Raw genomic sequence first — 25,584 nt, 5'->3', positions numbered from 1 at the left:
CAGAGGACGCATTTACGCAATATATGCAGCTCAAACTCATGACGATGGCCATCGGCCGTTCCGTCAACGACCGAGTTGGAAGGTCTCAACTCGTGTCGCAGGTGGACAACTCCCCCCTCGGACACCCGCTTTACGGCCCGACGCGCCGCTTCGGCGGCGGGTACACGGCTCGGGCGATCGTCGCCGACAGCCAGCCGATCCACCATCCCCAGAAGACCAGCATGAACGTGTGCCGGGTCGTGCTGTCGGCCGCCGACGAAACCGTGGCCAGAATGACGGCCCACACGATCGCGCAACCAATGCTGTAGCCCGTGTAGGTGTTGCGGAAGCGCCGACTCATCTCGCGGATCCTCTCGATCGTGCAATTCCGTTCGCGCCAACGTTGTTTGACTCACAATTGCCGATGAGCGGGGTTCGGCACAAGCGCCACGGATCGGCCGCCGCTTGCCGCCGCACGTAGGCTGGGTTGAGCCCCACAGCCTGGAGCATGCCCATGAACCCACCGAGCGGCTTCCTGCGGCGAACGGCGCCGCGCACGTTCCGCGACCGTCGTGAAGCCGGCCGCGCGCTGGCCGAGGAGCTGGCGGCCTACCGCGACGGGGACCCCGAAAAAAACGACGTGCTGGTCTTCGGGCTGGCGCGCGGCGGCGTCCCCGTGGCGTGGGAGGTCGCCGCGGCGCTGCGCGCCCCGCTGGACGTGTTCCTGGTCCGCAAGCTCGGCGTCCCGCGCTGGTCGGAGCTTGCGATGGGCGCGTTGGCCAGCGGCGGCGGGGTCGTGATGAACGACAACGTGATTTCCAGCCTGCGGGTCACCGACGAGCAGGTCCGCGAGGTGATCGCCAGCGAGACGGCCGAACTCAACCGGCGCGAGCAGGCGTATCGGGGCGGGCGCCCGATGGCCGACCCGCGCGGCAGGACCGTGATCCTGGTCGACGACGGCATCGCCACCGGCGCCAGCATGCTGGCCGCCGTCCGGGCCCTGCGAGCCGCCGGCCCGCGGTCGATCGTCGTCGCGGTGCCCGTCGGACCGGAGTCGACATGCCGCGAGCTCGCGCAGGAGGCCGATGACGTGGTGTGCGCGACCATGCCACCGGGCTTTGAAGCCGTCGGACAGGTCTACGCCGACTTCCACCAGGTCAGCGACGACGAGGTCCGCGAACTGCTGACTACGCCGACCCGCTGAACGGCGGGGCTAGTTGGTCCGGTCGTCGCCGTGGGCGTCGGCCGGTACCGCCGATTCCTCGCTCGTCTCGATGCCCTGCGACGACTCGTCGACGGTGGTGTCCTCGGCGCCGGGGTGCTGTTCGCCCTCGGCCGGGACCTCCTCGGGATAGTCGACCAGCGCGTTCTCGTCGTCCCCGGCTTCGACTTCCCCGTGGTCCTCATGGTCCGCGCCGTCGACGTCGCGCCGCTGGCGTTCCCGCAGCGCGTCGATGATCAGCAACACCACGCCCAGCACGCTGGCGCCGATGCAGACCCACGCCACCAGCTCGTTGCTGGTGACGACCGCGAACACCAGGGCGACGAGCCCGATCAGGGCCAGTACCAGCGCAATGATCAACATCGGTCATCCTCCAGCCAACGAGCGGGACTGCCAGGTCCAGTGCAATTCAGTGTGCCGACCCGGAGCTTGGCGAGCGTCCGGCACGGTTTCCGGCTAGTTATTACCCCGATTGAATTGATCGAATCCACCGGCGTCGGCGCTGGAGTCGACGGGTGCCGCCGATCCCCGCTGGCCGAGTTCTTCGAGCTGGGATTCCAGGTACGTCTTGAGCCGGGTGCGGTACTCGCGCTCAAAGGTACGCAGCTGCTCGAGGCGGCCTTCCAGCACGGTGCGCTGCTGGTTGATGGTTCCCATGATCTCGGAATGCTTGCGCTCCGCGTCGGCCTGCAGCGCGTCGGCCTTCTCCTGGGCCTGGCGCAGCTGGGTCTCCGAGCGGCTCTGGGCGTCGGCCAGCATCGCGTCGGCGCGCTGCCGGGCCTCGGTGACCGTGGTCTCGGCGGTGTGACGGGCCTCGCTGAGGATCTGGTCGGCGTTGGCGCGGGCATCGGCCAACATCTTCTCAGATTCCGCCTTGGCGGTGCTGGTGAGCCGGTCTGCGGTGTCTTGGGCCAGGCCCAGGACGCGGGCCGCCTTCAGGGCCTGTTCCTCGTTGGTTCCCGTGGCGGCCGCGGCCACGGCCGCGGCAGGCGCCGGCTTGGCCGGTTCCGGTTCGGGCTCGAAGGTGGGAATCGCCTGAGTGGGCTGAGCGGCGGCGGTACCGCCGCCGCCACCGGCGGCCAGCTCGCGGTCCAGCTCCTCGATCCGTTGGCGCAGGTCGGAGTTCTCTTCGATGAGCCGGGTCAACTCGTTCTCCACCAGGTCGAGGAAGGCGTCGACCTCGTCTTCGTTGTAACCGCGCTTGCCGATCGGCGGCTTACTGAACGCCACATTGTGGACGTCGGCGGGTGTAAGCGGCATTGTTCGTCCCCTCGAGTTCCTGTCAAACGATCTGAAAAGTGTAGAACGGAGTGGTTGCCGTCGTGCAACTGGCGTCCATCCTGTCACACCAGACCCGGCGGTAGCCATTAGCCCAATAAATAAGATCCAATTTCACACATTGAGACCAATAAATCCGAATCCTTAAAATTTTTGAATCGCGACCACCGAACCGAGGCTAAAACGTGGCCGAACCGTCTCCCGGCTTCGGGCGCGGTCGTCGCGGCGTGGCTCACACCCGCGCGGCGCCGAATGCCAGTTGCATGCCGATGAACGCGACCAGCAGCAGCACCATGATCGACAGGTCGAAGCGGACCGCGCCGATGGTGAGTTGAGGGATCAGCCGCCGCAGCAGCTTCACCGGGGGGTCGGTGATCGACATGATGATCTCCAGGATCACCACGGTGATGCCGGTGGGGCGCCAGTCGCGGCTGAACGAGCGGATGAACTCGACGACGACCCGAGCGATGAGCAGCAGCCAGAAGATGAACAGCGCGAACCCAAGGATCTGAAAGAACAGCACCAACTCTACAAGCCCCGACCTTACCGATTTGATGTCAAGCGGCGCGCATCCGCGCGGCACTCGCCAGCGTACCGACTCCACGGTGCGCGCGGATGCCCGTCCCGCCATCCCGCGGGACGGATGGGTCTATTGGTATGCGTAGAAACCGGTTTCGGCGATCCGGCGACGCTCTTCCGGCGAGACGTCGACGTCGGCGGGCGACAGCAAGAACACCTTGGTCGCGACCTTGTCGAACGAGCCGCGCAGGGCGAAGGCCAGGCCGGCCGCGAAGTCGACCAGTCGCTTCGCGTCGGCGTTGTCCATCGACACCAGGTCCATGATGACCGGGGTCCCGTCGCGGAACCGCTCGCCGATGGTGCGCGCCTCGCTGTAGTCCTTGGGCCGCAGCGTGGTGATCTTGGACAGCGGGCTGCCCTCGTCGAACAGCATCGCCATCCGGCGTGGGTCCATCGCCAGCGCCCCGCGGGTGGAATTCCGCAGCCACGACCCGAACCGCTGGCGGCCCATGTCGGGCCGGTCGAACTCGCGGGGATGGACGGGGCTGTAGCGGGACTCGTCGCCGTAGCCGCCGCGGTAGCCACCGGGCGGGTAGTCGGCGGGCTCGCGTGGGTCCCGGAGATCCTCGTAGTCGCGCCCGTCGTAGCGGCCGTACCCGTCATCGAACCGGGGACGCGGGAAGCCGCGGGAGGGAGCGCGGTCGTCGTAGTACTCGTCGTCGTAGTCCTCCATCGGAGCCATACCGAAGTAGGCCTTGACCTTATGCAGTGTGCTCATGCGTAACCCCTTCTAACCTCTGGGAGTTGTGGTGTCCGTGATGAAGGTGTGACTACAGTGACTACTCACGGTGACGGTAACCGCCTCGGGCCCAATAGCGCGGTACCGACACGCACACATGTCGAACCATGTTTGACGGCAATTTCGAAATCGCTGGACATCCCGGCGGACAATCCCACGGCGTTCGGGTGCGATTCGAGCACCCGGCGGTGCTCCGATTGCAGCCGGTCGAAGGCCGCGTCGGGGTCCCAGTCCAGCGGCGGGATGCCCATCAGCCCGGCCAGTTCCAGGCTTTTCGACTCCTCGACCCGCGCGCAGAGCTGGTCGACCGCGCCGGGCGCGGTGACGTCGACGCCGCCGCGGGACACGTCGCCGTCGAGGCTGACCTCGACGTAGACGCGCAGCGGGTGCTGCCGGCGGCCCTCGGCCAGGGCCGCCGATACCGCCCGATCGAGCGCGGTCACCAGCCGGGGGCTGTCGATCGAGTGGGCGGTGTGCGCCCAGTGGGCCAGCGACCGCGCCTTGTTTCGCTGAATCCGGCCCACCATGTGCCAGTGCATATCCCGCAAGTCCGCCCGCGAGGAACTGCTTGCCAACCGGGCGACTTCCGCCACCTTCGCCGTCGCTTCCTGGTCGCGGGATTCGCCAACGCTCCGACAACCCAATCGGGACAAAATCGCAACGTCGGTTGCTGGAAAGAATTTGGTAATCGGGAGAAGTTCAATTTCGCCGACATTGCGGCCCGCCGCTTCGGCGGCCGCGGCAAGCCGCGATCGCACAACGGCCAACGCGCGTGTCAATTCCGATTCGCGGTTCGCGTCGGCTGGCATGTCCACCGCCATGGCGGTCACTCCATCCAGACCAGCGACGCCAGCCGCCCGGTCGGCGCGTCGCGGCGATGACTGAACAGCGTCGGGTCGGCCACCGTGCAGCGCGGATCGATGTCGATCGACGCGACACCTAAATCCCTTAGCTGGCAAGCGATTCCGGCCCGGAGGTCCAGTCCGGGGGTGCCGGCAGCGGTGGTGGTGCGGCTACCCGGCAACGCCGCCTCGACCTCGTCGGCCATCGCCGCGGGCACTTCGTAGTGGGCACCGCTGACCGCCGGGCCGAGCAGCGCCGAGATGTCGCCGGCCCGCGCGCCCAGCTTCAGCATCGCCTCCACCGCGCGGGCCACCACGCCCCTTTGCGCGCCGACGCGCCCGGCGTGCACCGCCGCGGCCACCCCGGCGCGCGCGTCGGCCAGCAGCACGGGCACGCAGTCGGCGGTCACCACCGCCAGCGCCAGCCGCGGTGTGGTGGTCACCAGCGCGTCGGCGCCGTCGACCGCGGTGTCCCGTGGCCCGTCGACCGCCTCGACCCGGTCGCCGTGGACCTGGTTCATCCACACCACCCGGTCGGCGCCGAGGCCGATGGCGGCGGCCAGCCGGGCCCGGTTGGCGGCCACCGCCGCCGGGTCGTCACCGACGTGGTCGCCGAGGTTGAAGGTGTCGAACGGCGGTTTGGACACGCCGCCCGCGCGGGTGGTGGTCACCCGTCGGATGCGCGCGCTCATGTCACCAGTATCCGGTCGCCGCTCTTGCCGAGGGTGCGCAGATGTACGCCCGTGATCGGTGTGTCGTGTACAAACACGCACGCTCGCGAGGAAGAAGGGAGGGGGTCAGCGGCGCATGAACGGCGGCACGTCGACGTCGTCGTCGTCTCCGCCGATGTTCAACGTCGAGCCGTTGGTGTGGATCGGCACGCTGACGGCGTCGACGGGCTCGAACAGCGTGGAGCTGAGCTTGCCGGCCTTCGCCGACTCGATCCTGTGCGCGCCGGCCTTCTCCCCGGCGGAGCCACCGATGACCGGCTTGCGGCCGGGGCCGGCGGCGTCGAAGCCCGCCGCGATGACCGTGACGCGCACCTCGTCGCCGAGCGAGTCGTCGATGACCGTGCCGAAGATGATGTTGGCGTCCTGATGGGCGGCGTCCTGCACCAGCGAGGCCGCCTCGTTGATCTCGAACAGGCCCAGGTCGCTGCCGCCGGCGATCGACATCAGCACGCCCTGCGCGCCCTCCATCGACGCCTCCAGCAGCGGGGAGTTGATCGCGATCTCGGCGGCCTTGAGCGAGCGTCCCTCGCCGCGCGCCGAGCCGATGCCCATCAGCGCGGTGCCGGCGCCGGACATGATGCCCTTGACGTCGGCGAAGTCGACGTTGATCAGCCCCGGCGTGGTGATCAGGTCGGTGATGCCCTGCACACCGTTGAGCAGCACCTCGTCGGCGCTGCGGAACGCGTCCATCAGCGACACCGCGGCGTCGCCCATCTGCAGCAGCCGGTCGTTGGGGATCACGATCAGCGTGTCGCAGCTCTCCCGCAGCGAGTTGATGCCGTTTTCGGCCTGGTTGCTGCGCCGCTTGCCCTCGAAGGAGAACGGCCGGGTGACCACGCCGACGGTCAACGCGCCCAGCTTGCGGGCGATGCTGGCGACGACGGGCGCCCCGCCGGTGCCGGTCCCGCCGCCCTCGCCGGCGGTGACGAACACCATGTCGGCCCCGCGCAGCAGCTCCTCGATCTCGTCCTTGGCGTCCTCGGCGGCCTTGCGCCCGACCTCCGGGTCGGCGCCGGCGCCCAATCCGCGGGTGGAGTCGCGGCCGACGTCGAGCTTGACGTCGGCATCGCTCATCAACAGCGCCTGCGCGTCGGTGTTGATCGCGATGAACTCCACGCCCTTGAGGCCCTGTTCGATCATCCGGTTGACGGCGTTGACGCCGCCGCCACCGATACCCACAACCTTGATGACGGCCAAGTAGTTGTGCGGGGGGGTCATCATTCGTCTTCCTCCCTGGTGGGACTCGGTGTGTCCGCCTGGCAAACCCTCAACCTCAACCATAGGCTTAGAGTTATGTCAAGTAGTTCCGCGCAACCAGAACGGTATGGCTACGACGCGCCCCAGCCCCGCAGGCGCGCCGAGGCGTGGCGCGCAAATTTTGGTCAATTTTGGGCACGGCCGTCCGGCGGGCTGCCGCTCGCCACGGCCCGCGAGCGTCACGCCAGCGTGGCGCTCGGCGTCGGGAGCCACGCTGGCGTGACGCTCGCGGCGGGGCGCGCCCGGTTTCCCGCCGCTACTTCACGGTCGGCAGGTCGGGGCTGGACACGTCGTAGGTCGTGCCGGGCCGCGTCAGCAGCGCGGCCAGCTTTCCGGCCTTCTCCTCGGTGCGATCGGTGGTCCCCCAGATCACCATCCGCCCATCGGTGAGCGTCAGGGTGATCGACGCGACCGACGGCGCCGCGATCCGCCCCACCAGGCCCGCGACCTCGGGGCGCAGCGCGGTCAGCACCTGCAGCGCGGCCTGGGTCGGCGGGTCGGTCGGCCCGGGATCGGCGACGTCGATGTAAGGCAGCGCCGGCGGCGGCGGCCCGGTCGCGAAGTCGACGCCGTCGCGGTCGAAGAGGTGCGGGCCGTCCGGAAAATCCTTCACCGCCAACGGAACCCGTTCGACGATCGTGATCCGCAGGGCCGACGGGTACTGACGTTGCACCCGCGCGCTGGCCACTCGCCGGATCGCCGCGACCCGGTCGGCGACCTGGTTGGTGTTGATCTGCAGCAGCGGCGTCCCCGGCCGCACCCGCGCCGCGTCGAGGACCTCCTCGCGGGTGACCGCCCCGGTCCCGGTGACGACGATGTTGCGCGCCGACATCGCCGGCGTGAAATACAAAACGAACCCGAGCCCGACCCCGACGAGGGCCAGCAGCACGCTGGCGAGCAGCATCTTCAAGCCGCGCACCACGCCGCGCGCAACGGGTTTCGGCGGGTTGGCGATGCGCCCGCTGGCCCGGCGTTTGGCCTCGCGGCGCGCCTCCTCGATGGCCCTGGCGCGCGCCTGCGCGGCGCGGCGCTCGGCCCGCTCACGGCGGGCCCGCCGGCGCGGCCCCTCGAATTCGGCGTGATCGGGCTGCTCCTGGCCATCCTCGGATTCGACGGCGAGCGGTTCGGTGGGTGCGGCGTTCTCCGCGGCCAGGCCGGTCGGGCCGTCGTTCGGCTCGGTCATTGCAGCACCCCCGGCCGCCCGGGCGCGCTGCGGTTGGCCCGCGCCCGCAGCGCGGTCACGATCTCCGGCCCGAGCAGGGTCACGTCGCCCGCACCCATCGTCACGACGACGTCGCCGGGGCGGGCGGCCGCGGCCACCTCGTGGGCCACCGCGGAGAAGTCCGGGACGTAGCGCACCGGCACGCTGACGTGCTCGGCGACGCTGGCCCCGCTGACGCCGGCGAGGGGTTGTTCGCGCGCGCCGTACACGTCGAGCACGAACACCTCGTCGGCGGCGTTGAGCGCGTGACCGAACTCGGCGGCGAAAGCCTTTGTCCGCGAATACAAATGGGGCTGGAACACCACGATGCAGCGGCCCGTGCCGCTCTGCTCGAGGGCCGTGCGGACCGCCGCCAGGGTGGCGCTGATCTCGGTGGGATGGTGGGCGTAGTCGTCGAACACCCGCACGGACGCCTGGCCGACTCCCGAGGTGCCGACCAGTTCGAACCGGCGGCGCACGCCCTCGAAGCCAGCCAGCCCGTCGAGCACCACATCGGCCGAGGCGCCGATCTCGACGGCCGCCAGCAGCGCGCCCAGGGCGTTGAGCGCCATGTGCCGTCCGGGCACCGACAGCCGCATCACGCGCGGGTGGGGCTCGCCGGCCAGGTGAATGTGCGCGACGGCCTCGGTGCCGTGCTGCTCCCAGGACACCAGCGTGCCGGCCTGGGGGTACCGCCCGCTCGCGGGGGAGCCTTCACCGGCGGAGCCGTAGCGCAGCACCCGGATGCCCAGCTCGGCGGTGCGTCGGGCCAGCGCGGCCGCCCCGGGGTCGTCGGCGCACACGACGAGCGCTCCCCCGGGCGCGAGCCGCTCGACGAACGAGTCGAACACCCCGACGTAGGCGTCGACGCTGCCGTAGAAGTCGAGGTGGTCGGTCTCGATGTTGGTGACCACCGCGACGTTGGGGGTGTACTCGAGCAGCGAGCCGTCGCTTTCGTCGGCCTCGGCGACGAAGCAGTCGCCGCTGCCGTGGTGGGCGTTGGTGCCGGCCTCGCCGAGTTCCCCGCCGACCGCGAAGGACGGGTCGCGCCCGCAGTGCTGCAGGGCCACGATCAGCATCGACGTCGTCGTCGTCTTGCCGTGCGTGCCGGTGACCATCAGCGTGGTGCGCCCGTCCATCAGCCTGGCCAGCACGGCCGGGCGCAGGATCACCGGGATGCCGCGCCGCCGCGCCTCGACGAGCTCGGGGTTGGTCTTCGGGATGGCGGCGTGGGTGGTGATGACCGCGGTGGGGCCGCCGGGCAGCAGGTCCAGCGACGACGCGTCGTGCCCGACGCGGATCAGCGCGCCCCGGGCGCGCAGCGCGTGCAGGCCGCGGGATTCCTTGGCGTCGGATCCGGATACCAGCCCGCCCCGGTCCAGCAGGATGCGGGCGATGCCCGACATGCCGGCTCCCCCGATGCCCACCATGTGCACCCGCCGCAGCTCGGGCGGCAGCTGCCCGGCGGTCACCGTGGTCCCCCCGCCGCGACCGCCTTGCGCGCGACGTCCAGCGCCGCCTGCGCCACCTGGCGCGCCGCGTCGCGATGTCCCACCCGCGCGGCGGCCGCCGTCATCGCCGCCAGCCGCGGCGGGTCCGTCAGCAGCCCGGCCACCCGCTCGGCGACCACGGCCGGCGTCAGGTCGGCGTCGCTCACCAGCATGCCGCCGCCGGCGTTGACCACCGGCAGCGCGTTGAGCCGCTGCTCGCCGTTGCCGATCGGCAGCGGCACGTAGACGGCCGGCAGCCCGACGGCCGACACCTCGGCGACCGTCATCGCCCCCGAGCGGCAGATCACCAGGTCGGCGGCGGCGTAGGCCAGGTCCATCCGGTCCAGGTAGGGCACCGCGACGTAGGGCGGATCGCCCCGCTCGGGCTCGCGCAGCTCGAGGGTGTTCTTGGGTCCGTGCGCGTGCAGCACGGCCACGCCCGCGGCGGCCAGGTCGGCGGCGGCCCCGGAGACCGCGCGGTTGAGCGAGACCGCGCCCTGCGAACCGCCGAACACCAGCAGCACCCGCGCGTCGGCGGCGAAGCCGAAGTGCTTGCGCGCGTCGGCGCGCAACGCCGCGCGGTCCAGCGCGGTGATGGCCGCCCGGACCGGCACGCCGACCACCTCGGCGCGCGGCAGCCCGCAGTCCGGCACCGCCGCGAGCACCCGGACCGCGCCGCGGGCGCCGACGCGGTTGGCCAGCCCGGCGCGCGCGTTGGCCTCGTGGATCACCACCGGGACGCGGCGCCGCGAACGCCGCAGCCGGAAACCGCGCGCGGCCAGGTACGCCGGCACCGCCACGTACCCGCCGAAGCCGATCACGACGTCGGCGTCGACGGCGTCGAGCACGGCGCGGGTCTCCCGGACGGCGCGCCACACCCGCGGCGGCAGCCTTGCCAGGTCGCCGCTGAGCTTGCGCGGCAGCGGCACCGGCGTGATCAGCTCCAGGTGATAGCCGCGCTCGGGCACCAGCCTGGTCTCGAGCCCCCGCCGGGTGCCCAGCGCGGTGATCCGGACCCGCGGATCGAGGGCGCTCAGCGCGTCCGCGACGGCCATGGCCGGCTCCACGTGGCCGGCCGTGCCGCCGCCGGCGAGCACGACCGACAGGGAATCACGGGACGACGAAGCGGCACCGGCGGGCGAGGGGCTTGCCCCCAGCCCGCCGGCCGGCTCTTTGATGGCCCCGTTCACCCGTAACGCTGACCTTCCAGTGCGCGAGCTCGCCGTGTCGGACGCTGGCCGGCGCCCTGGCTGGCATGGCGCTGGCCAGATACATGATGCTCCCCCGCACGCGGGACGGGCCCCCGCCCCCGTGAGCGGGCGGTACCCCCGGACTGGCGGGCCGGGCGGGCGGGCTTTCGGGCGGGCGCCTGGCGGCCTTTCGGGGGCGCGCCCGCCGTGCCCTGCTTCGGGCCCACCCGCTTGCGGTCGCGGAACGCCTCGAGGCGACTCGGCGCGTACGGAAGGGGCAGCGGCAGCCGCAGCAGCCGGTTCATCTTGTCGTCGCGGCCGGCCCGCAGCGCGGCCACCGCCTCCGGTTCGTGACGGGCCGCGTTGGCCATGATGCCTATCATGAAAAGCGTTGCGGCCGTGGATGTTCCGCCAGCGGAGATGAGCGGCAGCTGCAGGCCGGTAACCGGCAGCACGCCGATCACATAGCCGATGTTGATGAACGCCTGCCCGAGGATCCACATGGTCGTGGTGGCGGTCAGCAGCCGCAGGAACGGGTCCGCCGACCGGCGCGCGATCCGCATCCCGGTGTAGGCGAACAGCCCGAACAGGACCAGCAGCCCGAACGCGCCAACGAAGCCCAGCTCCTCGCCGATGATCGCGAAGATGAAGTCGTTGTGCGCGTTGGGCAGGTAGTTCCACTTGGCGACGCCCTGGCCGAGGCCGTCGCCGAAGACGCCGCCGTGGGCCAGCGCGAACTTGGCCTGCCGGGCCTGGTAGCCGGTGTCCTGCGGGTCGTTCTCGGGGTTGATCCAGGACCGCACCCGATCCGAGCGGTAGCCGGCGGACATCGCCAGGATGGCGCCGGCGACGAAGACGGCCAGCAGCGAGGTGACGAAGACCCGCAGCGGCAGCCCGGCGTACCACAGCAGGGCCAGCAGGATGATGCCCAGCGACACCGTCTGGCCGAGGTCCGGCTGGGCGACGATGAGCGCCAGCGCGATGACGGCGGCCGGGACCAGCGGAACCAGCATCTCGCGCAGGGAGGCCCGCTCCATGCGGCGGGCCGCCAGCAGGTGGGCGCCCCAGATGGCGAACGCGATTTTCGCCAGCTCGGAGGGCTGCATCGAGAAGCCGGCGATCACGAACCACTTGCGCGAGCCGTTGGCCAGGTTGCCGATCCCGGGAACGAGGACCAACACCAGCAGGATGATGGTGACGATGTATCCGGTGAAGGCGACGCGCCGGATGAACCGCACCGACATCCGCACCGCGGCATAGGCCCCGATGAGCCCGATCACCGTCCACAGGACCTGCTTGCCGAAGATCACCCACGCCGACCCGTCGGTGTCGTAGGAGCGCACCCCGGAGGCCGACAGCACCATGATCAGGCCGAGCGTGGTGAGCAACCCGGCGATCGCGATGATCAGGTGAAAGGACGTCATGGGCCGGCCCAGCCAGGCGCCGAACCGGCCGCGCAGGCCGCCCGGTAGGGCCATGAACTGGGCCTTCGCCCCCGCCAGCGCCCCCGGGGCGTTGGTCTCGGACACCTCGACGGCGTCCATGGACTCCGTCGTGTCCGTGTCGTCCATGGCACCCATGGCACCCATGGCATCCGTAGCGTCCTCGGCGTCCGGCCGAGCCGCCCCGTCGGCTTCCTTGCTTCCCTTGCCCCGGCGCAGCGACCGGGTCAGCGCGTGACGCACGCCCGCCTACCGGATTGCCGCACGCACCGCGGCCGCGAACGCGTCGCCACGGTCGGAGTAGCCGGCGAACTGGTCGAACGACGCGCCGGCCGGTGCCAGCAGCACGGTGTCACCCGGCCGTGCCAGGTCCCGGGCCGCCGCTACGGCCGCGGCCATGACGCGAGCGCCGACATTCCCGCCTGCAGGTCTCACTTCTGCCACATCTGCACCAGAAACCACAGCAGTCGCATCCATACCAGCATCCTCGCCTGTCACAACCTGGACGACGGGGACATCCGGCGCGTGTCGCGATAACGCCTCTGCAACCTCTGCGCGATCGCGGCCGATGAGCACGGCGCCGACCAGCCTGGACGCGATCCTGGCGACCTCGGCGTCCAGGGATGCGCCCTTCAGCAAACCGCCGGCCAGCCACACCACGCGCGGATAGGCCAGCACCGACGCCTCGGCGGCGTGCGGGTTGGTGGCCTTGGAGTCGTCGACGTAGGTGATCCCGCCGGCGACGGCCACCACCTCGGCGCGATGCCGGCCCACCCGAAACGACGCGATCGCGCTCGCGATCGCGTCGGCGGGCACACCGACGCTGCGGGCCAGCGCCGCCGCGGCCAGCGCGTCGAGCACGCCCACCGGGCCGGGCACCGGGATCGTTTCGGCCGGCAGAAGCGCCAGGTCGTCGGCAAAGGCGCGGTCCACCAGTTGGCCGTCGCGCACGCCGAGCTCGCCCGCGGCCGGTTCGCCGAGCCGGAAGCCGACGCGCACCGGCGCCGCCGCGGCGTCCAGCAACGCCGCGGCCCGGGCGTCGTCGAGCCCGACCACTGCGACCCGGCCGTTGAGGACCCGGGCCTTCGCCGCGGTGTATTCGGCCATCGTGGCGTGCCAGTCCAGGTGGTCTTCGGCGATGTTGAGCACGACGCCGGCCTCGGGTCGCAGCGAGGGCGCCCAGTGCAGCTGGAAGCTGGACAGCTCGACGGCCAGCAGGTCGGCGGGCTCGTTCAAGACATCGAGAACGGGGCTGCCGATGTTGCCGCACAGCAGGCTGCGCCGGCCCCAGGCGGTCAGCATGGCGTGCAGCATCGACGTCGTCGTCGTCTTGCCGTTGGTGCCGGTCACCGCCAGCCAGCGGCGCGGCGGGCCGTAGTGGCCCGCGGCGTCGAGCCGCCAGGCCAGCTCCACGTCGCCCCAGATGGGCACGCCTGCCGCCGCCGCGGCGGCCAGCAACGGGGTGGCCGGTGAGAAGCCGGGGCTGGTGATCACCAGCGCGTAGCGGGAGATCCGCGGCGCGGCCGCCGCCGCGGTCTCGGTCGCGACCCCGGTGTCGGCGTACCGGCGCAGCGTGGCCGGGTCGTCGTCGCACAGGGTCGGGGCCGCGCCGAGTCGGGTGAGGGCCGCCAGCACCGCCCTGCCCGTGACGCCGCCGCCGGCCACCAGCACGGGCGCGCCGGGGGCCAGTGGCTCGAGCAGGTCAGGCACCGATCGCGGCCAGCCACTCACCGTAGAACAGGGCGACGCCCAGGCCGCAGGTGATCGCGGTGAGCAGCCAGAAGCGGATGATCACCGTGGTTTCGGCCCAGCCGATCAGCTCGAAGTGGTGGTGGAAGGGCGCCATCCGGAACACCCGGCGCCCGGTGGTGCGGAAGGCCAGGATCTGCAGCACCACCGAGGTGACTTCGGCGACGAACAGCGAACCCAGCACGACGGCGAGGATCTCGGTGCGGCTGGTGACCGACAGGCCCGCGATGATGCCGCCCAGCGCCAGCGACCCGGTGTCGCCCATGAAGATCTTGGCGGGCGCGGCGTTCCACCACAAAAAGCCGATGCAGGCGCCGGCGGTGGCGGCCGCGATGAGCGCCAGGTCCAGCGGGTCGCGCACGTTGTAGCAGCCCAGGCCCGGCGCGGTGACGCACGCGTTGCGGTACTGCCAGAAGGTGATCAACACGTAGGCGGCGGTGACCATAGCCATGGCGCCGGCCGCCAGCCCGTCCAGGCCGTCGGTGAAGTTGACCGCGTTGGACCACGCGCTGACGATGACGACGCAGAACAGCACGAACAGCCCGGGAGCCAGCGTGACGGTGGCGATCTCCCGCACGTAGGACAGGTCCGCGCTGCCCGGCGTCAGGCCGTTGGCGTTGTGGAACTGCAGCACGAGCACGCCGAACAGCACGGCGGCCGCGATCTGCCCGACCGTCTTGGCCGTCTTGTTCAGCCCGAGGTTGCGCGACCGGCGGATCTTGATCAGGTCGTCGACGAACCCGACGGCGCCCAACACGGTGGCCAGCCCCAGCACCAGCAGGCCCGACGCGGAGACGCCCTCGCCGTCGAACGCCAGCCCCGCGAGGTGCGTGCCCAGGTAGCCCGCCCAGATGCCGGCCAGGATCGCGACACCACCCATCGACGGCGTGCCGCGCTTCGTGCGGTGGCTGGGCGGTCCGTCCTCGCGGATCTGATGGCCGAATCCCTGCTTGGTGAACAGCCGGATCAGCACGGGGGTCAACAGGATGGACACGGTCAGCGCGATGGCGACGGCGATGAGGATCTGTCTCATCGGCCGTCGCTCTCGGTGGCCAGCGCGTCGGCCAGCGCCCCGAGGCCGGCGGCGTTGGACGCCTTGACCAGGACCACGTCGCCGGGCCGCAGCTCGGCGCGCAGCAGCGCCAGCGCGGCATCGGCGTCGGGCACGCTGGCGGCCCCCCTATCGGTTCCGGCGCCCCACCCCCCTTCGAGGACCGCCCCGTGGTGCATGGCGCTCATCGACCTCCCGGTTCCCACGACAACGAGTCGTGACACATCTAAGCGCACCGCCAGCCGGCCGACGCGATCGTGCTCGGTTATCGCGTCCGCGCCGAGCTCGGCCATCTCGCCGAGCACCGCCCAGCTGCGGCGCGGCCGCTCGGTCTGGTGGGCGATCCAGGCCAGCGCCTGCAGCCCGGCGCGCATCGAGTCGGGGTTGGCGTTGTAGGCGTCGTCGATCACCGTGACACCGTCGGCGCGGGTGGTCACCTGCATGCGGTGCCGGGACACCGGCCCCGCCGCGGCCAGCGCGGCGGCCACCTGCTCGACGGTGGCGCCGCACTGCAGCGCGACCGCGGCGGCGCACAGCGCGTTGGTGACCTGGTGGTCGCCGTGCACACCGAGCCGCACCTCGGCCTCGGCGGGCCCCGAAGCGCGTCGTGCGTCCATCGCGTGCAGGGTAAAGCGCGGCCTGGCCAGTTCGTCCAGCGACACTCCGTCGGCCCAGACATCGCTCGGCCCGCAGTCGGTCGCGCCGTCCCGGCTGACCCGGACCACCCGGGAGCCGGTGACGTGGGCCATCGCCGCGACGACCGGGTCGTCGACGTTGAGGATGACCACGCCCGACGGCGGAACGGCTTGTGGCAGTTCGGCTTTGGTTCGAGCGATGGCCTCGCGGGAGCCGAATTCACCCAGATGGGCGGTGCCGACGTTGAGGACCACCCCGATCGCCGGCGGGGCGATCTCGGCCAGCGCCGCGATGTTGCCGGGACGGCGCGCCGACATCTCGAGGACCAGGTAGTCGGTGCTGGGGGTCGCGCGCAGCACCGTCCAGGGGTGGCCCAGCTCGTTGTTGAACGACCCCGGCGGGGCCACCACCTCGCCCAGCGGCTCCAGCACCGCGGCGACCAGGTCCTTCGTGGAGGTCTTGCCCGACGAGCCGGTGATCCCGATGATGGTCAGCCCCCCCGCCACCAGTTCCGCGGCGACCGCGGCGGCCAGCTTGGCCAGCGCGGCCAGGACCGCCGCGCCGGAGCCGTCGGCGTCGTGCTCGAGCACCCCGGCCCGGCTGTTTCGCGGTTCGGGGGAAACCACGATGGCGGGGACGCCGACCGGCCGGGCCGCCAGCACGGCGACCGCGCCGGCCGCGACCGCCGAGCCCGCGTGGTCGTGCCCGTCGGAGCGCGCCCCGGGCAGCGCCACGAACAGCCCGCCCGGGCCGACGGCCCGCGAGTCGAATTCGACGGTGCCGGTGACGCGCAGCTCCGCGGCGGCCCGCGGCGAGACGCCGGCCAGTGTGCCGCCGACGATTTCGGCGATGCGGGCGACGGTCAGGTCGATCATTGGCGCGCCTCCAGCGCCCGGGCCAGCTCCACGCGGTCGTCGAAGGGGCGGACCTCGCCGGCGCCGCGCTGCCCCGTTTCGTGCCCCTTGCCCGCGACCACGACCACGTCGCCGGGGCCGGCCCAGGCCACCGCGTGGTCGATCGCCGCGCGCCGGTCGCCGATCTCAATAACCTCTGCCGCGCCACCGCTTTCGGCCGCCCCGGCGAGGATCTCGCGGCGGATGGCCGCGGGGTCCTCGCCGCGCGGGTTGTCGTCGGTGACGACGACGAGGTCGGCCAGCTCGGCGGCGACCGCGCCCATCGGCGCCCGCTTGCCGGGGTCGCGTTCGCCGCCGGCGCCGAACACGATCGCCAGCCGGCGATCCGGCCGCCGCAGGGTGGTCAGCATCGCGCGCAGCGCGCCCGGCTTGTGGGCGTAGTCGACCAGCGCGAGGAAATCCTGGCCGCGGTCGATCTCTTCCAGCCGCCCGGGGACCCGGGTCTGCAGCAGGCCCGGCGCCGCCTGCTCCGGGGACACTCCCACCGCGTCGAGGATCGCCAGCGCGACAAGGCAATTGGCGACGTTGTAGTGGCCCGGGAGCCGGATGCCGACCCGGTGGTGCACGCCGGCGGGGTCGACGACGGTGAACTCCAGTCCCCCGGCTCCCATCGGCGCGATGTCCACGGCCCGCCAGTCGGCGGGTTGGGCCGCGGCGCTGACGGTGATCGCGGCTCCGCCCTTCATGGCCCTCATGGCCATGGCGCGCCCGGCGTCGTCGTCGACGCACACCACGGCTTTACGGGCGCGCAGCGGCGAGCCCGGGTCGAACAGCAGCGCCTTGGCCTCGAAGTAGTCGGCCATGGTGGGGTGGAAGTCGAGGTGGTCGCGGGACAGGTTGGTGAAACCGCCCACGGCGAAGTGGGTGCCGTCCACCCGGCCCAGCGCCAGCGCGTGGCTGGAGACCTCCATGACCACCGTGTCGACTCCGCGTTCGGCCATCGCCGCCAGCAGCGCCTGCAGCGCGGGGGCCTCCGGGGTGGTCAGGGCGCTGGGGATGTCGGCGCCGTCGATCCGGATGCCGATGGTGCCGATCAGCCCCGCCGCGTGCCCCCCGGCGCGCAGGCCGGCCTCGACCAGGTAGGTCGTGGTGGTCTTGCCCGACGTTCCGGTGATCCCGACGACCGCCATCCGGTCGGACGGATTTCCGTACACCGTGGCGGCCAGGCCGCCGAGGACGCCGCGGGGTGCGGGGTGCACCAGCGTGGGCACGGCGCTGGACCGGGCGCCCATCTCGGCGACCCCCGCGCCGTCGGTGAGCACCGCGACGGCGCCGCGCTCGATCGCCTCGCCGGCGTACCGGGCGCCGTGCGTGGTCGAGCCGGGCAGCGCGGCGAACAGGTCACCGGGCAGCACGTCCTGGGCGCGCAGCGTCACGCCGGTGATCGGGACGTCGGGCACGGCCGCGCGGTCGTTCGGCACCGCGCCGACCTGAGCCGCCAGCGCCGGCAGCCGCGCGCCGGTGACGGCGTGGGGCCGCAGCGCAGTGGGCACCGACACCAGTCACACCTCCGTTAGCCATGATCAGCGATGACACCCTACCTAGGAGTGCCGGCCAACGACGTGCCCGCGCCCCGCAGGGGCGTCACCGGCCTTTACGCCGGTCGACAAGGGGAAGAAAGATGGTGTCGACGATCTCTTCGATCGCTTCGTCGGACAGCGGCCGCAGCGTCATGAGGATTTCGTAGCGGAACAGGTCCACCGGCAGGCGCGCGATGCGTTCGGTGACCTGTTCCGGCCGGATTTCCCCGCGGTCGACGGCCCGCTGGATCGCGTCTTCCAAGAAGCCGTCACGGCCGCCCTGAACAAACGCGCTGAGGTCGGCCAGGCTGGCGCCGGTCTGGCGGTAGAAACCGCCGAGCTGGGTGAACAACTGGGTCGCCAGACCGACCCTCACCTTGTTGGCCTGCCGTAACAGCGCGATGACGTCGCCGCGCAGGCTACCCGTGTCGGGGGCGACCACCACGTCTTTGCCCACCTCGTACCGCAACGCCGCGAGCACCAGGTCCTGCCTGCGCGGCCAGCGCCGGTAGAGCACCGCCCGACTCGTGCCCGCCCGCGCCGCAACCGCGTCGATCGTGAATTGGTCGTACCCACGTTCGGTCAGCTCCGCCCACGCGGCGTCCAGCAGCGCCTCCTCCAACGCGCGACCCCGACGCCGGTGCGGCACAGCGGTTGAATTAAGAGACATTGCGTTTCCTAACGACGGCGTCTACCTTCGTAGGATACAAAACGTATCCTATTGGCGAAAGGGACCCGATGCGCATTCTCATCTCCGGCGCCGGTATCGCGGGACTGAGCACCGCGATTAACCTCGGCGCAACCGGCCACGACGTCACCCTCGTCGAACGCGCCGACCACCTTCGGGTCAACGGCTCCCCCATCGACATCCGCGGCGACGCGATCGACGTCGCCGACAAGATGGGCGTGCTCGAAAAGATCCGCGCCCACCGGATCGACATGACTGAACGCGTACAGTTCGTCGGCGCCGACGGCGCCGTGGTGGCCGAGCCACTCCGGGACCTGATCAACGACTCCGCCGAGGACACCGAGATTCCCCGCGAAGACCTCACCAACATCCTCTACCACCACCTCGGGCCGTCGGTAGAAGTGCGGTTCGGCGAATCCGTGGCCGAACTCGACGACAATGATCGCGGGGTCGACGTTCGCTTCGCCTCGGGCGCCGTCGACCGCTACGACCTCGTCGTGGGAGCCGACGGGATGCACTCGGCGGTCCGGGGGCTCACGTTCGGGCCCGAACGGCAGTTCCTGCACCACCTGGGTTTCTATACCGCGCTGGCCGCGCTGCCCGAGTACACGCCGACCGGGCGCATCAACCCGATGTACAACTTTCCCGGCCACCTGGCCGGCATCGCCACATACAACGACAATGCCTTGGCGGTCTTGGTGTTTCGATCGCCATGGATCGACTACGACTACCACGACCTCGCCGCCCAGAAACGGATCCTCGCCGAGGCTTACGCCGGCCACGCCGAGTGGCGGGTTCCCGAACTGGTCGATGCGGCGCGGCGGGACCCGGAGCTGTACTTCGACTCGGTCAGCCAGATTCACATGCCGACTTGGCACCGCGGGCGGGTCGTCCTCGTCGGGGATGCCGCGCACTGCGCCTCACCCCTCTCCGGCCGCGGCACCAGCCTGGCCCTGACCGGCGCCTGGTTTCTCGGGCAAGCCCTGCGCGACCATCCGGCCGACCTGGGCGCGGCGCTAGAGCAATACGAAGACGACCAGCGGCCGCACGCCACCCGCTCCCAGGCCACCGCGGCGCCCGGAGGCGAACTCCTGGTCCCGGCCACCCAGGATCAGATCGACGCGCGCAACCGGAACCTGAGCCTCACCCGTGAGGCCGAGAGTGCATGGGATGCACGGTCGACCCGCGCCCGCGCGTCCGTCGTCGCTCAGGCGAGCGGCGACAGCAACTCATAGGTGACGCCGAGCGCCCGATACGTCGACTCGGCGCGCCTGTCGCACGTGACGAGCGGCAACTGATGCTCGCGGGCCGCCGCGCCGACCAGACCGTCGTAGAGCGCGCCGCCGGCAGCCTGGCCCCGGCGCGAGCGTGCGCAGTTGTACACCGGCGACCGGCGAGTCGCGTACAAACACGCACGCTCGCGAGGGGGTGGGGCCTGGGTCAGGTGGCCTGCAGGGTCAGCGGCGGCCCGGGATCCGGTGACAGCGGCACGTTCTCGCGCTGCATCAGCCAGCCGGCGATGTTGTGGAACAGCGGGGCCGCCGAGTGCCCCGGCGTGCCGTCGGCGTTGCGCTCCGGGTTGTCCATCATGATGCCGATCACGTAGCGGGGGTTGTCGACGGTGGCCATCCCGGCGAACGTGATCCAGTAGACGTTGTCGAAGTAGCACCCGCAGGCGGGGTTGATCTGCTGGGCGGTGCCCGTCTTGCCGGCCATCTGGTAGCCGGACACCGCGGCCGCCGCGCCGGTGCCCTGCTGGTAGCCCATCGGGTCGCGCTGCACGACGGCGCGCAGCATCTGCCGCACGGTCTGCGCGGTCTGCGGCGACACCACCCGGACACCTTCCGGGCGCTGCTCCTCGGTGCGGGTGCCGTCGGGTGCGATGGTGGCCTTGATGATCCGCGGCGGCATCCGCAGCCCGTCGTTGGCGATGGTCTGGTACATGTCGGTCATCTGCAGCAGCGTCATCGAAAGGCCTTGGCCGATGGGCAGGTTCGAGAAGGTGCTGCCCGACCACTGGTCGATGGGCGGCACCAGCCCGGCGCTCTCACCGGGCAGCCCGACGTTGGTGCGCTGGCCCAGCCCGAACTTGCGAACCATGTCATAGAAGCGTTCCGGGCCCACGCGCTGCGCCAGCATCAGCGTGCCGACGTTGGACGACTTCCCGAACACGCCGGTGGTGGTGTAGGGCATTACGCCGTGGTCCCAGGCGTCGTGCACGGTGACGCCGCCCATCTGGATTGAGCCGGGCACATGCAACACCTCGTCGGGGTTGGTGAGCCCATATTCGATGACCGAAGACGCGGTGATCACCTTGTTCACCGAGCCCGGCTCGAACGGCGAGGACACCGCCAGGTTGCCCAGCTGCCGGTCGCCCTGACGGCCGATGTCCTGGGACGGGTCGAAGGTGTTGTCGTTGGCCATGGCCAGCACGTCGCCGGTCTTGGAGTCGAGCACGACGGCCGAAACGTTGTGCGCCCCAGACAAATTCTTCGCCTGCTGGACCTGCTGCTGCACGTAGAACTGGATGTCGTCGTCGATGGTCAGCTGGACGGTCGAACCGTTGACCGCCCGATGCCGGTTGCGGTAGCTGCCGGGGATGACGACGCCGTCGGATCCTCGATCGTAGGTGACCGAGCCGTCGGTTCCGGACAGCACCGAGTCCAGCGAATCCTCAAGTCCCAGCAGCCCGTGGCCGTCCCAGTCGATGCCGCCGACGACGTTGGCCGCCAGCGACCCGCCCGGATACTGCCGCAGGTCCTGGCGCTCGGAGCCGACCTCGGGAAACTTGTCGGAGATCGCGCCGGCGACGGCGGGGTCGACGGCGCGCGCCAGATAGACGAAGTTTTCGTTGCTTTGCAGCTTCTTCAGCGCGGTCGCGAAGTCCGGCTTGTTGTTCAGCCGGGTGGAGACCTCCCTGGCGATGTCCCGCAGCCGCTCCTGGGGGTCGGGGGCGGCCGAATTCTTCTTCTTGGCCTCTTCGAGTTGCTGGCGAATCCGCTTGGGCTGGAACGTCAGCGCGCGCGACTCGATGGTGAACGCGAGCTGCTCGTTGTTGCGGTCGATGATGCTGCCCCGGACGGCCCTTTGGACGTCGGTGACCTTGAGTTGGCCGGCCGCCTGGGCCCGCAGCTTCGGGGCGTTCGACACCTGCAGGACGAACAGCTGCACGGCCGCCACCAGCGTCAGCACCAGGATGAGGGCGTTGCCGGCCCGATGCCGGAAGACGAACGACGCGCCGCGTGTCCCCGCTTCCACGATCTGGCGGGTGCGCCGCTCCCGCGCCGAGTGACCGACCGGCACCGCGTCGGCCCGCTCGGCCGTGCGGGTTTGCTTGGCCCGCTGTGGTTTACGGGGACTACGCGTCGGTCGGGCCGGCTGCGATCGGGTCCGCCGGTTCTCGCGGCGGCTCACCCGGGGGCGCCCGGCGTCGCGGCGGTGAGGGGCCCGAATTGTTCGCCGTTAGCCGCCGCGCCCGGCCGCACCGGAACCGGCACCTCCGCGGGGAGCGGGGCGGGCACGCCGCCGGGCGCGGGAACGGGCAAGCCGCCGAGGGGGATTGGCACTTCGGCGGGCATCGGGGCGGGCGCCGGCCCCGCGGGAGCCGGCAGCCCCGGCGTCGGCAGCACGACCGGGGACGGCGCGGTGAGCGCTCCGTTGGGCAGGCCGGGAAGCTGTGGGACGGTCTGCGGCAGGTGCTGACCGCCGATCGTCGACGCGCCGTCCGGCGCGCGCAGCAGCGCCTCCGGTCCGGACCTGGTCGGCGCGGCCGGACCGCCGGGGGCCGGTTGCACCCGGACCGGGACCTCCGGCGGAAGGGCCGGCGGTTTCGGAGGGGTCGGGTCGGGAAGCTTGGTGTTCAGCGGCGGCGGCGGAACGCCGTCGGCCGGCTTGGGCGTGCCGACGACCACCCAGTTGCCCGACGGGTCCTGGATCAGGTGTGCGGTGTCCCGGGTCGGGATCATGCCCTGTTTGCGCGCCGCTTCGGCCAGCGCCGGCGCCGACTCCGCTTCGCGCACATCGCGTTCCAGCGCCTCCTTCTGTTGCTGCAGCATCCGGTTCTTCTCCCGGGCGTGGCTCAACTGATAGGAACGCTCGGCGGAGTCGGTGGACAGCCACAGCGTGAGGCCCAGCCCGAGACCGAGCGCGCCGATGACCAGGACGACGAACGGCACCTTGCTCGCCAGCGTCCGGGGCCGCAGGTCGATCGCCGCCAGCCGGGCGGCCAGCCGCTCGGTCAACGGGGGCCGGATGGCCTTGGGCGCCTTGGCTTTCCTCGCCTTGGCCCGCGCCTTGGCCTGGCTGGTGTTCCTGGCCCGCGCCGGCCGCTCGACCGGCCGGGCGATCGGGCTGGTCTGCGGTGCCGACTTGGGGGCGCGGGCCTCGCGGGTGCGCGCCGAGGTGCGGGGGCGACGCGACGTCGCGGTGTCGTCCACGGCACGCCCGCCCTTCCGCGCGGATCCGTCGCGTCCGCCCCGACGGTCACCGCCGCCGCGGCGCTTCGGCGTCTCGTGCTTCACCCTCATGAGTCGCCTTTCGCGCTAGCCTGCCGTTGCAGCGCCCGCAGCCGCACGGCCGCGCTGCGCGGGTTGCGTTCGACCTCGGCGGCATCCGCGCGTTCGGCGCCGCGCGTCAACGACCGGAATCGCGGCTCGTGGCCGGGAAGTTCGACCGGAAGATCCACCGGCGTGCGCGAGGCGACCGCGTCGGCGAAGACGCCCTTGACGATCCGGTCCTCCAGTGATTGGTAGGCCAGCACCACGATGCGTCCGCCGCCGGTGAGCGCCTCGAGGGCGGCCGGAAGCGCGTCGCTCAGCGAGCCCAGCTCGTCGTTGACGGCGATCCGCAGCGCCTGGAAAGTGCGCTTGGCCGGGTGCCCGCCGGTGCGCCGGGCCGGTGCCGGAATCGCCTGGTACAGCAGCGCTACCAACTGTGCGGTCGAGGTGAACGGGGTGCGGGCGCGCTGGCGGACGACCCGCGCGGCGATGCGGCGCGCGAACCGCTCCTCGCCGTAACGGCGCAGGATGTCGGCCAACTCGGCCTCGCCATAGGTGTTGACGATGTCGGCGGCGGTCAGCGGCGACGCCGGGTCCATCCGCATGTCCAGCGGCGCGTCCTGCGCATAGGCGAAGCCCCGTTCGGGGCGGTCGAGCTGCATGGACGACACGCCGAGGTCGAACAGCACCGCGTCGACCGATTCCGCTGCGGCGTAACCGGATTCGGCCAGCGCGGCGGCCAGGCCGTCATATCGCGTGTGCACCAGCGTGATTCGGTCGGCGAACCGCGCCAGCCGGGCCCGGGCGATGTCCAGGGCGCCGGGATCGCGGTCGAGTCCGATGAGGCGCAGGCCCGGCAGTTCGGTCAGGAATCGCTCGGCGTGCCCGCCCGCCCCGAGGGTGGCGTCGACCAGGACCGCCCCCGACCCGTCGGGGTGGTGGCGCGTCAGGGCGGGGGTGAGCAGCTCGACGCAGCGCTGTAGCAGGACGGGGACATGCCCGAAGTCATCTGAATTGTCAGCCACCGCAACGCCTCCGCGGGTCTGGGGGCACCAGCCAACCGCTAGCGACACCCCCGCACCGAGGTCTCTGTCCGAGGGCGCGAACCTGGCGTTGGGGAAGTACGCCAGGGTCGGTTCGGGCAGAGGCCACGGTGCACGGGCACGCGCCTCAGATAATGTCGCCGAGTGCTTCATCGCTGGCCGCGGAGAAGTTCTCTTCGTGGGTCTGCTGGTAGTCGTTCCAGGCCTGCGCGTCCCAGATTTCGAGGTAATCGACCGCCCCGATCACCACGCAGTCCTTGGAGAGGTTCGCGTAACGGCGGTGATCGGCGGACAACGTGACGCGGCCCTGGGCGTCGGGATGCTGTTCGTCGGTGCCGGCGGCGAGATTGCGCAGGAACGCGCGGGCTTCGGGGTTGCTGCGCGACGTCTTGCTCGCCCGGCGGGCCAGCTGCTCGAATTCCGTCCGCGGGTAGACGGCCAGGCTGTGATCTTGGCTCTTGGTGACCATCAACCCCCCTGCCAACGCGTCGCGGAACTTGGCGGGCAACGTCAGCCGCCCCTTGTCGTCGAGTTTGGGCGTGTAGGTGCCGAGAAACACCAGAACTCACCTCCCGCCCAACGCGGCCGTACGTCACCCAAACACTTCAGCCACCATACCCCACGATCCCCCACTTTGCCCCATTAAGGGGGTGTCGCCGCCGAGTTTTCCGGGTCATCCACCACCGAAGGCCGCCCGAGGGCCCCCTGACGCCCGCCGGCCGGGCGTCGCGACCCGATCGCGACGGCAGAAAGCCACAGCTCAACGACCGAATTGGTCAGGTGGGGCGAAGTGGGGCCGACGGGTGGGGCCCGGTGGGGCACGAATCGGGTGCCCAGGACTCGATTGGGGCTCGATTGGGAGTCAGACGGGACTCGACGGCTTCGCGCCGGTCAGCTCAACTACCCGAGCCGGTAACGAGGGCGCCGCTACTCGTCGAAGCGCCGGCGGAACCGATCCTCCATGCGACTGGTGAACGAGCCCCCGCCGCCCTTGGTGCGACGCTGGCGGGCCGACCCCTGCGCCGGGGAATGGTCCGTCCTGCCGGACAACCGCGGACCGGTGATGGCGTAGACCACACCGCCGAACATCACGGTGAAACCAAAGACGCTGAGGATGGGGAAATTTCCGATCATCGTGGCTTTGAACGCCACCCCGGAAACCAGCATGGCCAGCCCGATGACGAACAACGCCACGCCCTGCAGGCGCCGCCGCGCGGTAGGCGCGCGGAACCCTCCGCCACGGACGCTCGACGCGAATTTGGGGTCTTCCGCGTAGAGTGCACTCTCTATCTGATCGAGCATCCGCTGTTCATGATCGGAGAGTGGCATTCGTCCCTCCTTGCCGACAGTTTGGCACGTAACTATCGATAGCACGCGGATGCCCGCTGTAAGGGCAACTGACTCAAATGATACGAGGTCAATCTGCGCCGTACCACTGGTTCGGTCGCGATTCTATCCGGGCCGCATCCCGGCGCTGCCGTGGGCGGCAACGGCGCTGCGCTGCAAGCCGCTTGCCGAAGCGCGGTGGTTCGCCGGC

The 25,584-nt window shown here is 71.1% G+C and carries 24 protein-coding genes and 1 pseudogene; 2 read left to right on the top strand and 23 right to left on the bottom strand.

All coding sequences use genetic code 11. The annotated features are described in order from the left end of the window. Window positions 1–130 precede the first annotated feature (130 nt). On the bottom strand, window positions 131–340 hold the full coding sequence (locus G6N25_RS19600) for a hypothetical protein (protein ID WP_083072400.1): 210 nt from the start codon (window positions 338–340) through the stop codon (window positions 131–133). A 150-nt stretch (window positions 341–490) separates the two neighbouring features. On the opposite strand from G6N25_RS19600, the pseudogene G6N25_RS19595 reads away from it, so the two are divergent. Further along, window positions 491–1,183: pseudogene (locus tag G6N25_RS19595) on the top strand (phosphoribosyltransferase); the annotation flags it as partial. Between the two features lie 9 nt (window positions 1,184–1,192). Here G6N25_RS19595 and G6N25_RS19590 read toward each other — a convergent pair. The 16 genes from G6N25_RS19590 to G6N25_RS19515 form a co-directional block, all read right to left on the bottom strand. Further along, window positions 1,193–1,564 carry a hypothetical protein gene (locus G6N25_RS19590; RefSeq protein WP_083072398.1) on the bottom strand — a complete coding sequence of 124 codons (372 nt, stop codon included), beginning with the start codon at window positions 1,562–1,564 and terminating at the stop codon, window positions 1,193–1,195. Window positions 1,565–1,657: 93 nt separating this feature from the next. Next, the gene (gene wag31 / locus G6N25_RS19585) at window positions 1,658–2,461 is read right to left on the bottom strand and encodes a DivIVA-like cell division protein Wag31 (protein ID WP_083072397.1); all 804 of its coding nucleotides are present in this window, start codon (window positions 2,459–2,461) and stop codon (window positions 1,658–1,660) included. A gap of 250 nt (window positions 2,462–2,711) precedes the next feature. After that, window positions 2,712–3,005: a YggT family protein gene (locus G6N25_RS19580; RefSeq protein ID WP_083072396.1), complete on the bottom strand. Its 294-nt coding sequence runs from the start codon at window positions 3,003–3,005 to the stop codon at window positions 2,712–2,714. Between the two features lie 123 nt (window positions 3,006–3,128). Further along, window positions 3,129–3,776 (bottom strand): cell division protein SepF, encoded by a 648-nt coding sequence (locus tag G6N25_RS19575; protein WP_083072395.1) that lies wholly within the window; start codon window positions 3,774–3,776, stop codon window positions 3,129–3,131. 65 nt (window positions 3,777–3,841) lie between these two features. Then, window positions 3,842–4,618, bottom strand: a complete 777-nt coding sequence (locus G6N25_RS19570; protein ID WP_083072563.1) for a YggS family pyridoxal phosphate-dependent enzyme — start codon at window positions 4,616–4,618, stop codon at window positions 3,842–3,844. 5 nt (window positions 4,619–4,623) lie between these two features. Next, complete coding sequence (pgeF, locus tag G6N25_RS19565) at window positions 4,624–5,331, bottom strand: peptidoglycan editing factor PgeF (protein WP_083072394.1); 708 nt, start codon at window positions 5,329–5,331, stop codon at window positions 4,624–4,626. Window positions 5,332–5,436: 105 nt separating this feature from the next. Beyond that, window positions 5,437–6,588 carry a cell division protein FtsZ gene (gene ftsZ, locus G6N25_RS19560; RefSeq protein ID WP_083072393.1) on the bottom strand — a complete coding sequence of 384 codons (1,152 nt, stop codon included), beginning with the start codon at window positions 6,586–6,588 and terminating at the stop codon, window positions 5,437–5,439. Window positions 6,589–6,883: 295 nt separating this feature from the next. After that, window positions 6,884–7,810 carry a cell division protein FtsQ/DivIB gene (locus G6N25_RS19555; RefSeq protein WP_083072392.1) on the bottom strand — a complete coding sequence of 309 codons (927 nt, stop codon included), beginning with the start codon at window positions 7,808–7,810 and terminating at the stop codon, window positions 6,884–6,886. Further along, the gene (gene murC / locus G6N25_RS19550) at window positions 7,807–9,300 is read right to left on the bottom strand and encodes a UDP-N-acetylmuramate--L-alanine ligase (RefSeq protein ID WP_083072391.1); all 1,494 of its coding nucleotides are present in this window, start codon (window positions 9,298–9,300) and stop codon (window positions 7,807–7,809) included. Before murC ends, G6N25_RS19555 begins: the two co-directional genes overlap by 4 nt. Further along, window positions 9,297–10,508 (bottom strand): undecaprenyldiphospho-muramoylpentapeptide beta-N-acetylglucosaminyltransferase, encoded by a 1,212-nt coding sequence (gene murG / locus G6N25_RS19545; protein ID WP_163672503.1) that lies wholly within the window; start codon window positions 10,506–10,508, stop codon window positions 9,297–9,299. Before murG ends, murC begins: the two co-directional genes overlap by 4 nt. After that, window positions 10,505–12,193 (bottom strand): putative lipid II flippase FtsW, encoded by a 1,689-nt coding sequence (gene ftsW / locus G6N25_RS19540; RefSeq protein WP_232065856.1) that lies wholly within the window; start codon window positions 12,191–12,193, stop codon window positions 10,505–10,507. Before ftsW ends, murG begins: the two co-directional genes overlap by 4 nt. Window positions 12,194–12,199: 6 nt before the next feature. Then, a complete protein-coding gene (gene murD, locus G6N25_RS19535) occupies window positions 12,200–13,651 on the bottom strand; it encodes a UDP-N-acetylmuramoyl-L-alanine--D-glutamate ligase (protein WP_163672630.1) in 1,452 nt (483 codons plus the stop codon). A 1-nt stretch (window position 13,652) separates the two neighbouring features. After that, window positions 13,653–14,732, bottom strand: coding sequence for a phospho-N-acetylmuramoyl-pentapeptide-transferase (gene mraY, locus G6N25_RS19530; RefSeq protein ID WP_083076934.1), 1,080 nt, complete (start codon window positions 14,730–14,732; stop codon window positions 13,653–13,655). Beyond that, complete coding sequence (locus tag G6N25_RS19525; RefSeq protein WP_083076938.1) at window positions 14,729–16,261, bottom strand: UDP-N-acetylmuramoyl-tripeptide--D-alanyl-D-alanine ligase; 1,533 nt, start codon at window positions 16,259–16,261, stop codon at window positions 14,729–14,731. Before G6N25_RS19525 ends, mraY begins: the two co-directional genes overlap by 4 nt. Further along, window positions 16,258–17,802 (bottom strand): UDP-N-acetylmuramoyl-L-alanyl-D-glutamate--2,6-diaminopimelate ligase, encoded by a 1,545-nt coding sequence (locus G6N25_RS19520; protein WP_179961734.1) that lies wholly within the window; start codon window positions 17,800–17,802, stop codon window positions 16,258–16,260. Before G6N25_RS19520 ends, G6N25_RS19525 begins: the two co-directional genes overlap by 4 nt. Before the next feature lie 82 nt (window positions 17,803–17,884). Continuing rightward, a complete protein-coding gene (locus G6N25_RS19515; RefSeq protein ID WP_179961683.1) occupies window positions 17,885–18,490 on the bottom strand; it encodes a TetR/AcrR family transcriptional regulator in 606 nt (201 codons plus the stop codon). 68 nt (window positions 18,491–18,558) lie between these two features. On the opposite strand from G6N25_RS19515, the gene G6N25_RS19510 reads away from it, so the two are divergent. Next, the gene (locus G6N25_RS19510) at window positions 18,559–19,743 is read left to right on the top strand and encodes an FAD-dependent monooxygenase (protein WP_083076946.1); all 1,185 of its coding nucleotides are present in this window, start codon (window positions 18,559–18,561) and stop codon (window positions 19,741–19,743) included. On the opposite strand, the gene G6N25_RS19505 is transcribed toward G6N25_RS19510, so the two are convergent. The 6 genes from G6N25_RS19505 to G6N25_RS19480 all read right to left on the bottom strand — a co-directional run bounded on the left by G6N25_RS19505 (window position 19,716) and on the right by G6N25_RS19480 (window position 25,376). Further along, window positions 19,716–19,916, bottom strand: coding sequence for a PIN domain-containing protein (locus tag G6N25_RS19505; protein WP_232065854.1), 201 nt, complete (start codon window positions 19,914–19,916; stop codon window positions 19,716–19,718). The two genes, G6N25_RS19510 and G6N25_RS19505, sit on opposite strands and share 28 nt — an antisense overlap. A 32-nt stretch (window positions 19,917–19,948) precedes the next feature. Continuing rightward, window positions 19,949–21,961, bottom strand: coding sequence for a peptidoglycan D,D-transpeptidase FtsI family protein (locus G6N25_RS19500; RefSeq protein ID WP_372506743.1), 2,013 nt, complete (start codon window positions 21,959–21,961; stop codon window positions 19,949–19,951). Beyond that, window positions 21,919–23,034 (bottom strand): hypothetical protein, encoded by a 1,116-nt coding sequence (locus G6N25_RS19495; protein ID WP_083076953.1) that lies wholly within the window; start codon window positions 23,032–23,034, stop codon window positions 21,919–21,921. Before G6N25_RS19495 ends, G6N25_RS19500 begins: the two co-directional genes overlap by 43 nt. After that, on the bottom strand, window positions 23,031–24,200 hold the full coding sequence (rsmH, locus tag G6N25_RS19490) for a 16S rRNA (cytosine(1402)-N(4))-methyltransferase RsmH (protein ID WP_142272851.1): 1,170 nt from the start codon (window positions 24,198–24,200) through the stop codon (window positions 23,031–23,033). Before rsmH ends, G6N25_RS19495 begins: the two co-directional genes overlap by 4 nt. Then, entirely contained in the window at window positions 24,175–24,606 is a 432-nt protein-coding gene (mraZ, locus tag G6N25_RS19485) for a division/cell wall cluster transcriptional repressor MraZ (protein ID WP_083076959.1), read from the bottom strand. The genes rsmH and mraZ overlap by 26 nt, the downstream gene beginning before the upstream one ends. Before the next feature lie 368 nt (window positions 24,607–24,974). Continuing rightward, complete coding sequence (locus G6N25_RS19480; RefSeq protein ID WP_083076963.1) at window positions 24,975–25,376, bottom strand: DUF3040 domain-containing protein; 402 nt, start codon at window positions 25,374–25,376, stop codon at window positions 24,975–24,977. Between the last annotated feature and the right edge of the window lie 208 nt (window positions 25,377–25,584).

It is taken from the genome of Mycobacterium heidelbergense (assembly GCF_010730745.1).
Taxonomy (GTDB): Bacteria; Actinomycetota; Actinomycetes; order Mycobacteriales; family Mycobacteriaceae; genus Mycobacterium; species Mycobacterium heidelbergense.
Note: the sequence above shows the minus strand (reverse complement) of the source record. Positions and strands in the feature narration are given on the sequence as shown.

Coding starts and splice junctions, on each gene's coding strand:
- G6N25_RS19510 (WP_083076946.1), top strand. CDS start 18,559: ATGCGCATTCTCATCTCCGGCGCCGGTATCGCGGGACTGAGCACCGCG.
- G6N25_RS19600 (WP_083072400.1), bottom strand. CDS start 340: ATGAGTCGGCGCTTCCGCAACACCTACACGGGCTACAGCATTGGTTGC.
- G6N25_RS19575 (WP_083072395.1), bottom strand. CDS start 3,776: ATGAGCACACTGCATAAGGTCAAGGCCTACTTCGGTATGGCTCCGATG.
- G6N25_RS19555 (WP_083072392.1), bottom strand. CDS start 7,810: ATGACCGAGCCGAACGACGGCCCGACCGGCCTGGCCGCGGAGAACGCC.
- G6N25_RS19570 (WP_083072563.1), bottom strand. CDS start 4,618: ATGGCGGTGGACATGCCAGCCGACGCGAACCGCGAATCGGAATTGACA.
- rsmH (WP_142272851.1), bottom strand. CDS start 24,200: ATGAAGCACTCGGCGACATTATCTGAGGCGCGTGCCCGTGCACCGTGG.
- wag31 (WP_083072397.1), bottom strand. CDS start 2,461: ATGCCGCTTACACCCGCCGACGTCCACAATGTGGCGTTCAGTAAGCCG.
- G6N25_RS19525 (WP_083076938.1), bottom strand. CDS start 16,261: ATGATCGACCTGACCGTCGCCCGCATCGCCGAAATCGTCGGCGGCACA.
- mraY (WP_083076934.1), bottom strand. CDS start 14,732: ATGAGACAGATCCTCATCGCCGTCGCCATCGCGCTGACCGTGTCCATC.
- G6N25_RS19495 (WP_083076953.1), bottom strand. CDS start 23,034: ATGAGGGTGAAGCACGAGACGCCGAAGCGCCGCGGCGGCGGTGACCGT.
- G6N25_RS19480 (WP_083076963.1), bottom strand. CDS start 25,376: ATGCCACTCTCCGATCATGAACAGCGGATGCTCGATCAGATAGAGAGT.
- G6N25_RS19590 (WP_083072398.1), bottom strand. CDS start 1,564: ATGTTGATCATTGCGCTGGTACTGGCCCTGATCGGGCTCGTCGCCCTG.
- ftsZ (WP_083072393.1), bottom strand. CDS start 6,588: ATGACCCCCCCGCACAACTACTTGGCCGTCATCAAGGTTGTGGGTATC.
- pgeF (WP_083072394.1), bottom strand. CDS start 5,331: ATGAGCGCGCGCATCCGACGGGTGACCACCACCCGCGCGGGCGGCGTG.
- G6N25_RS19515 (WP_179961683.1), bottom strand. CDS start 18,490: ATGTCTCTTAATTCAACCGCTGTGCCGCACCGGCGTCGGGGTCGCGCG.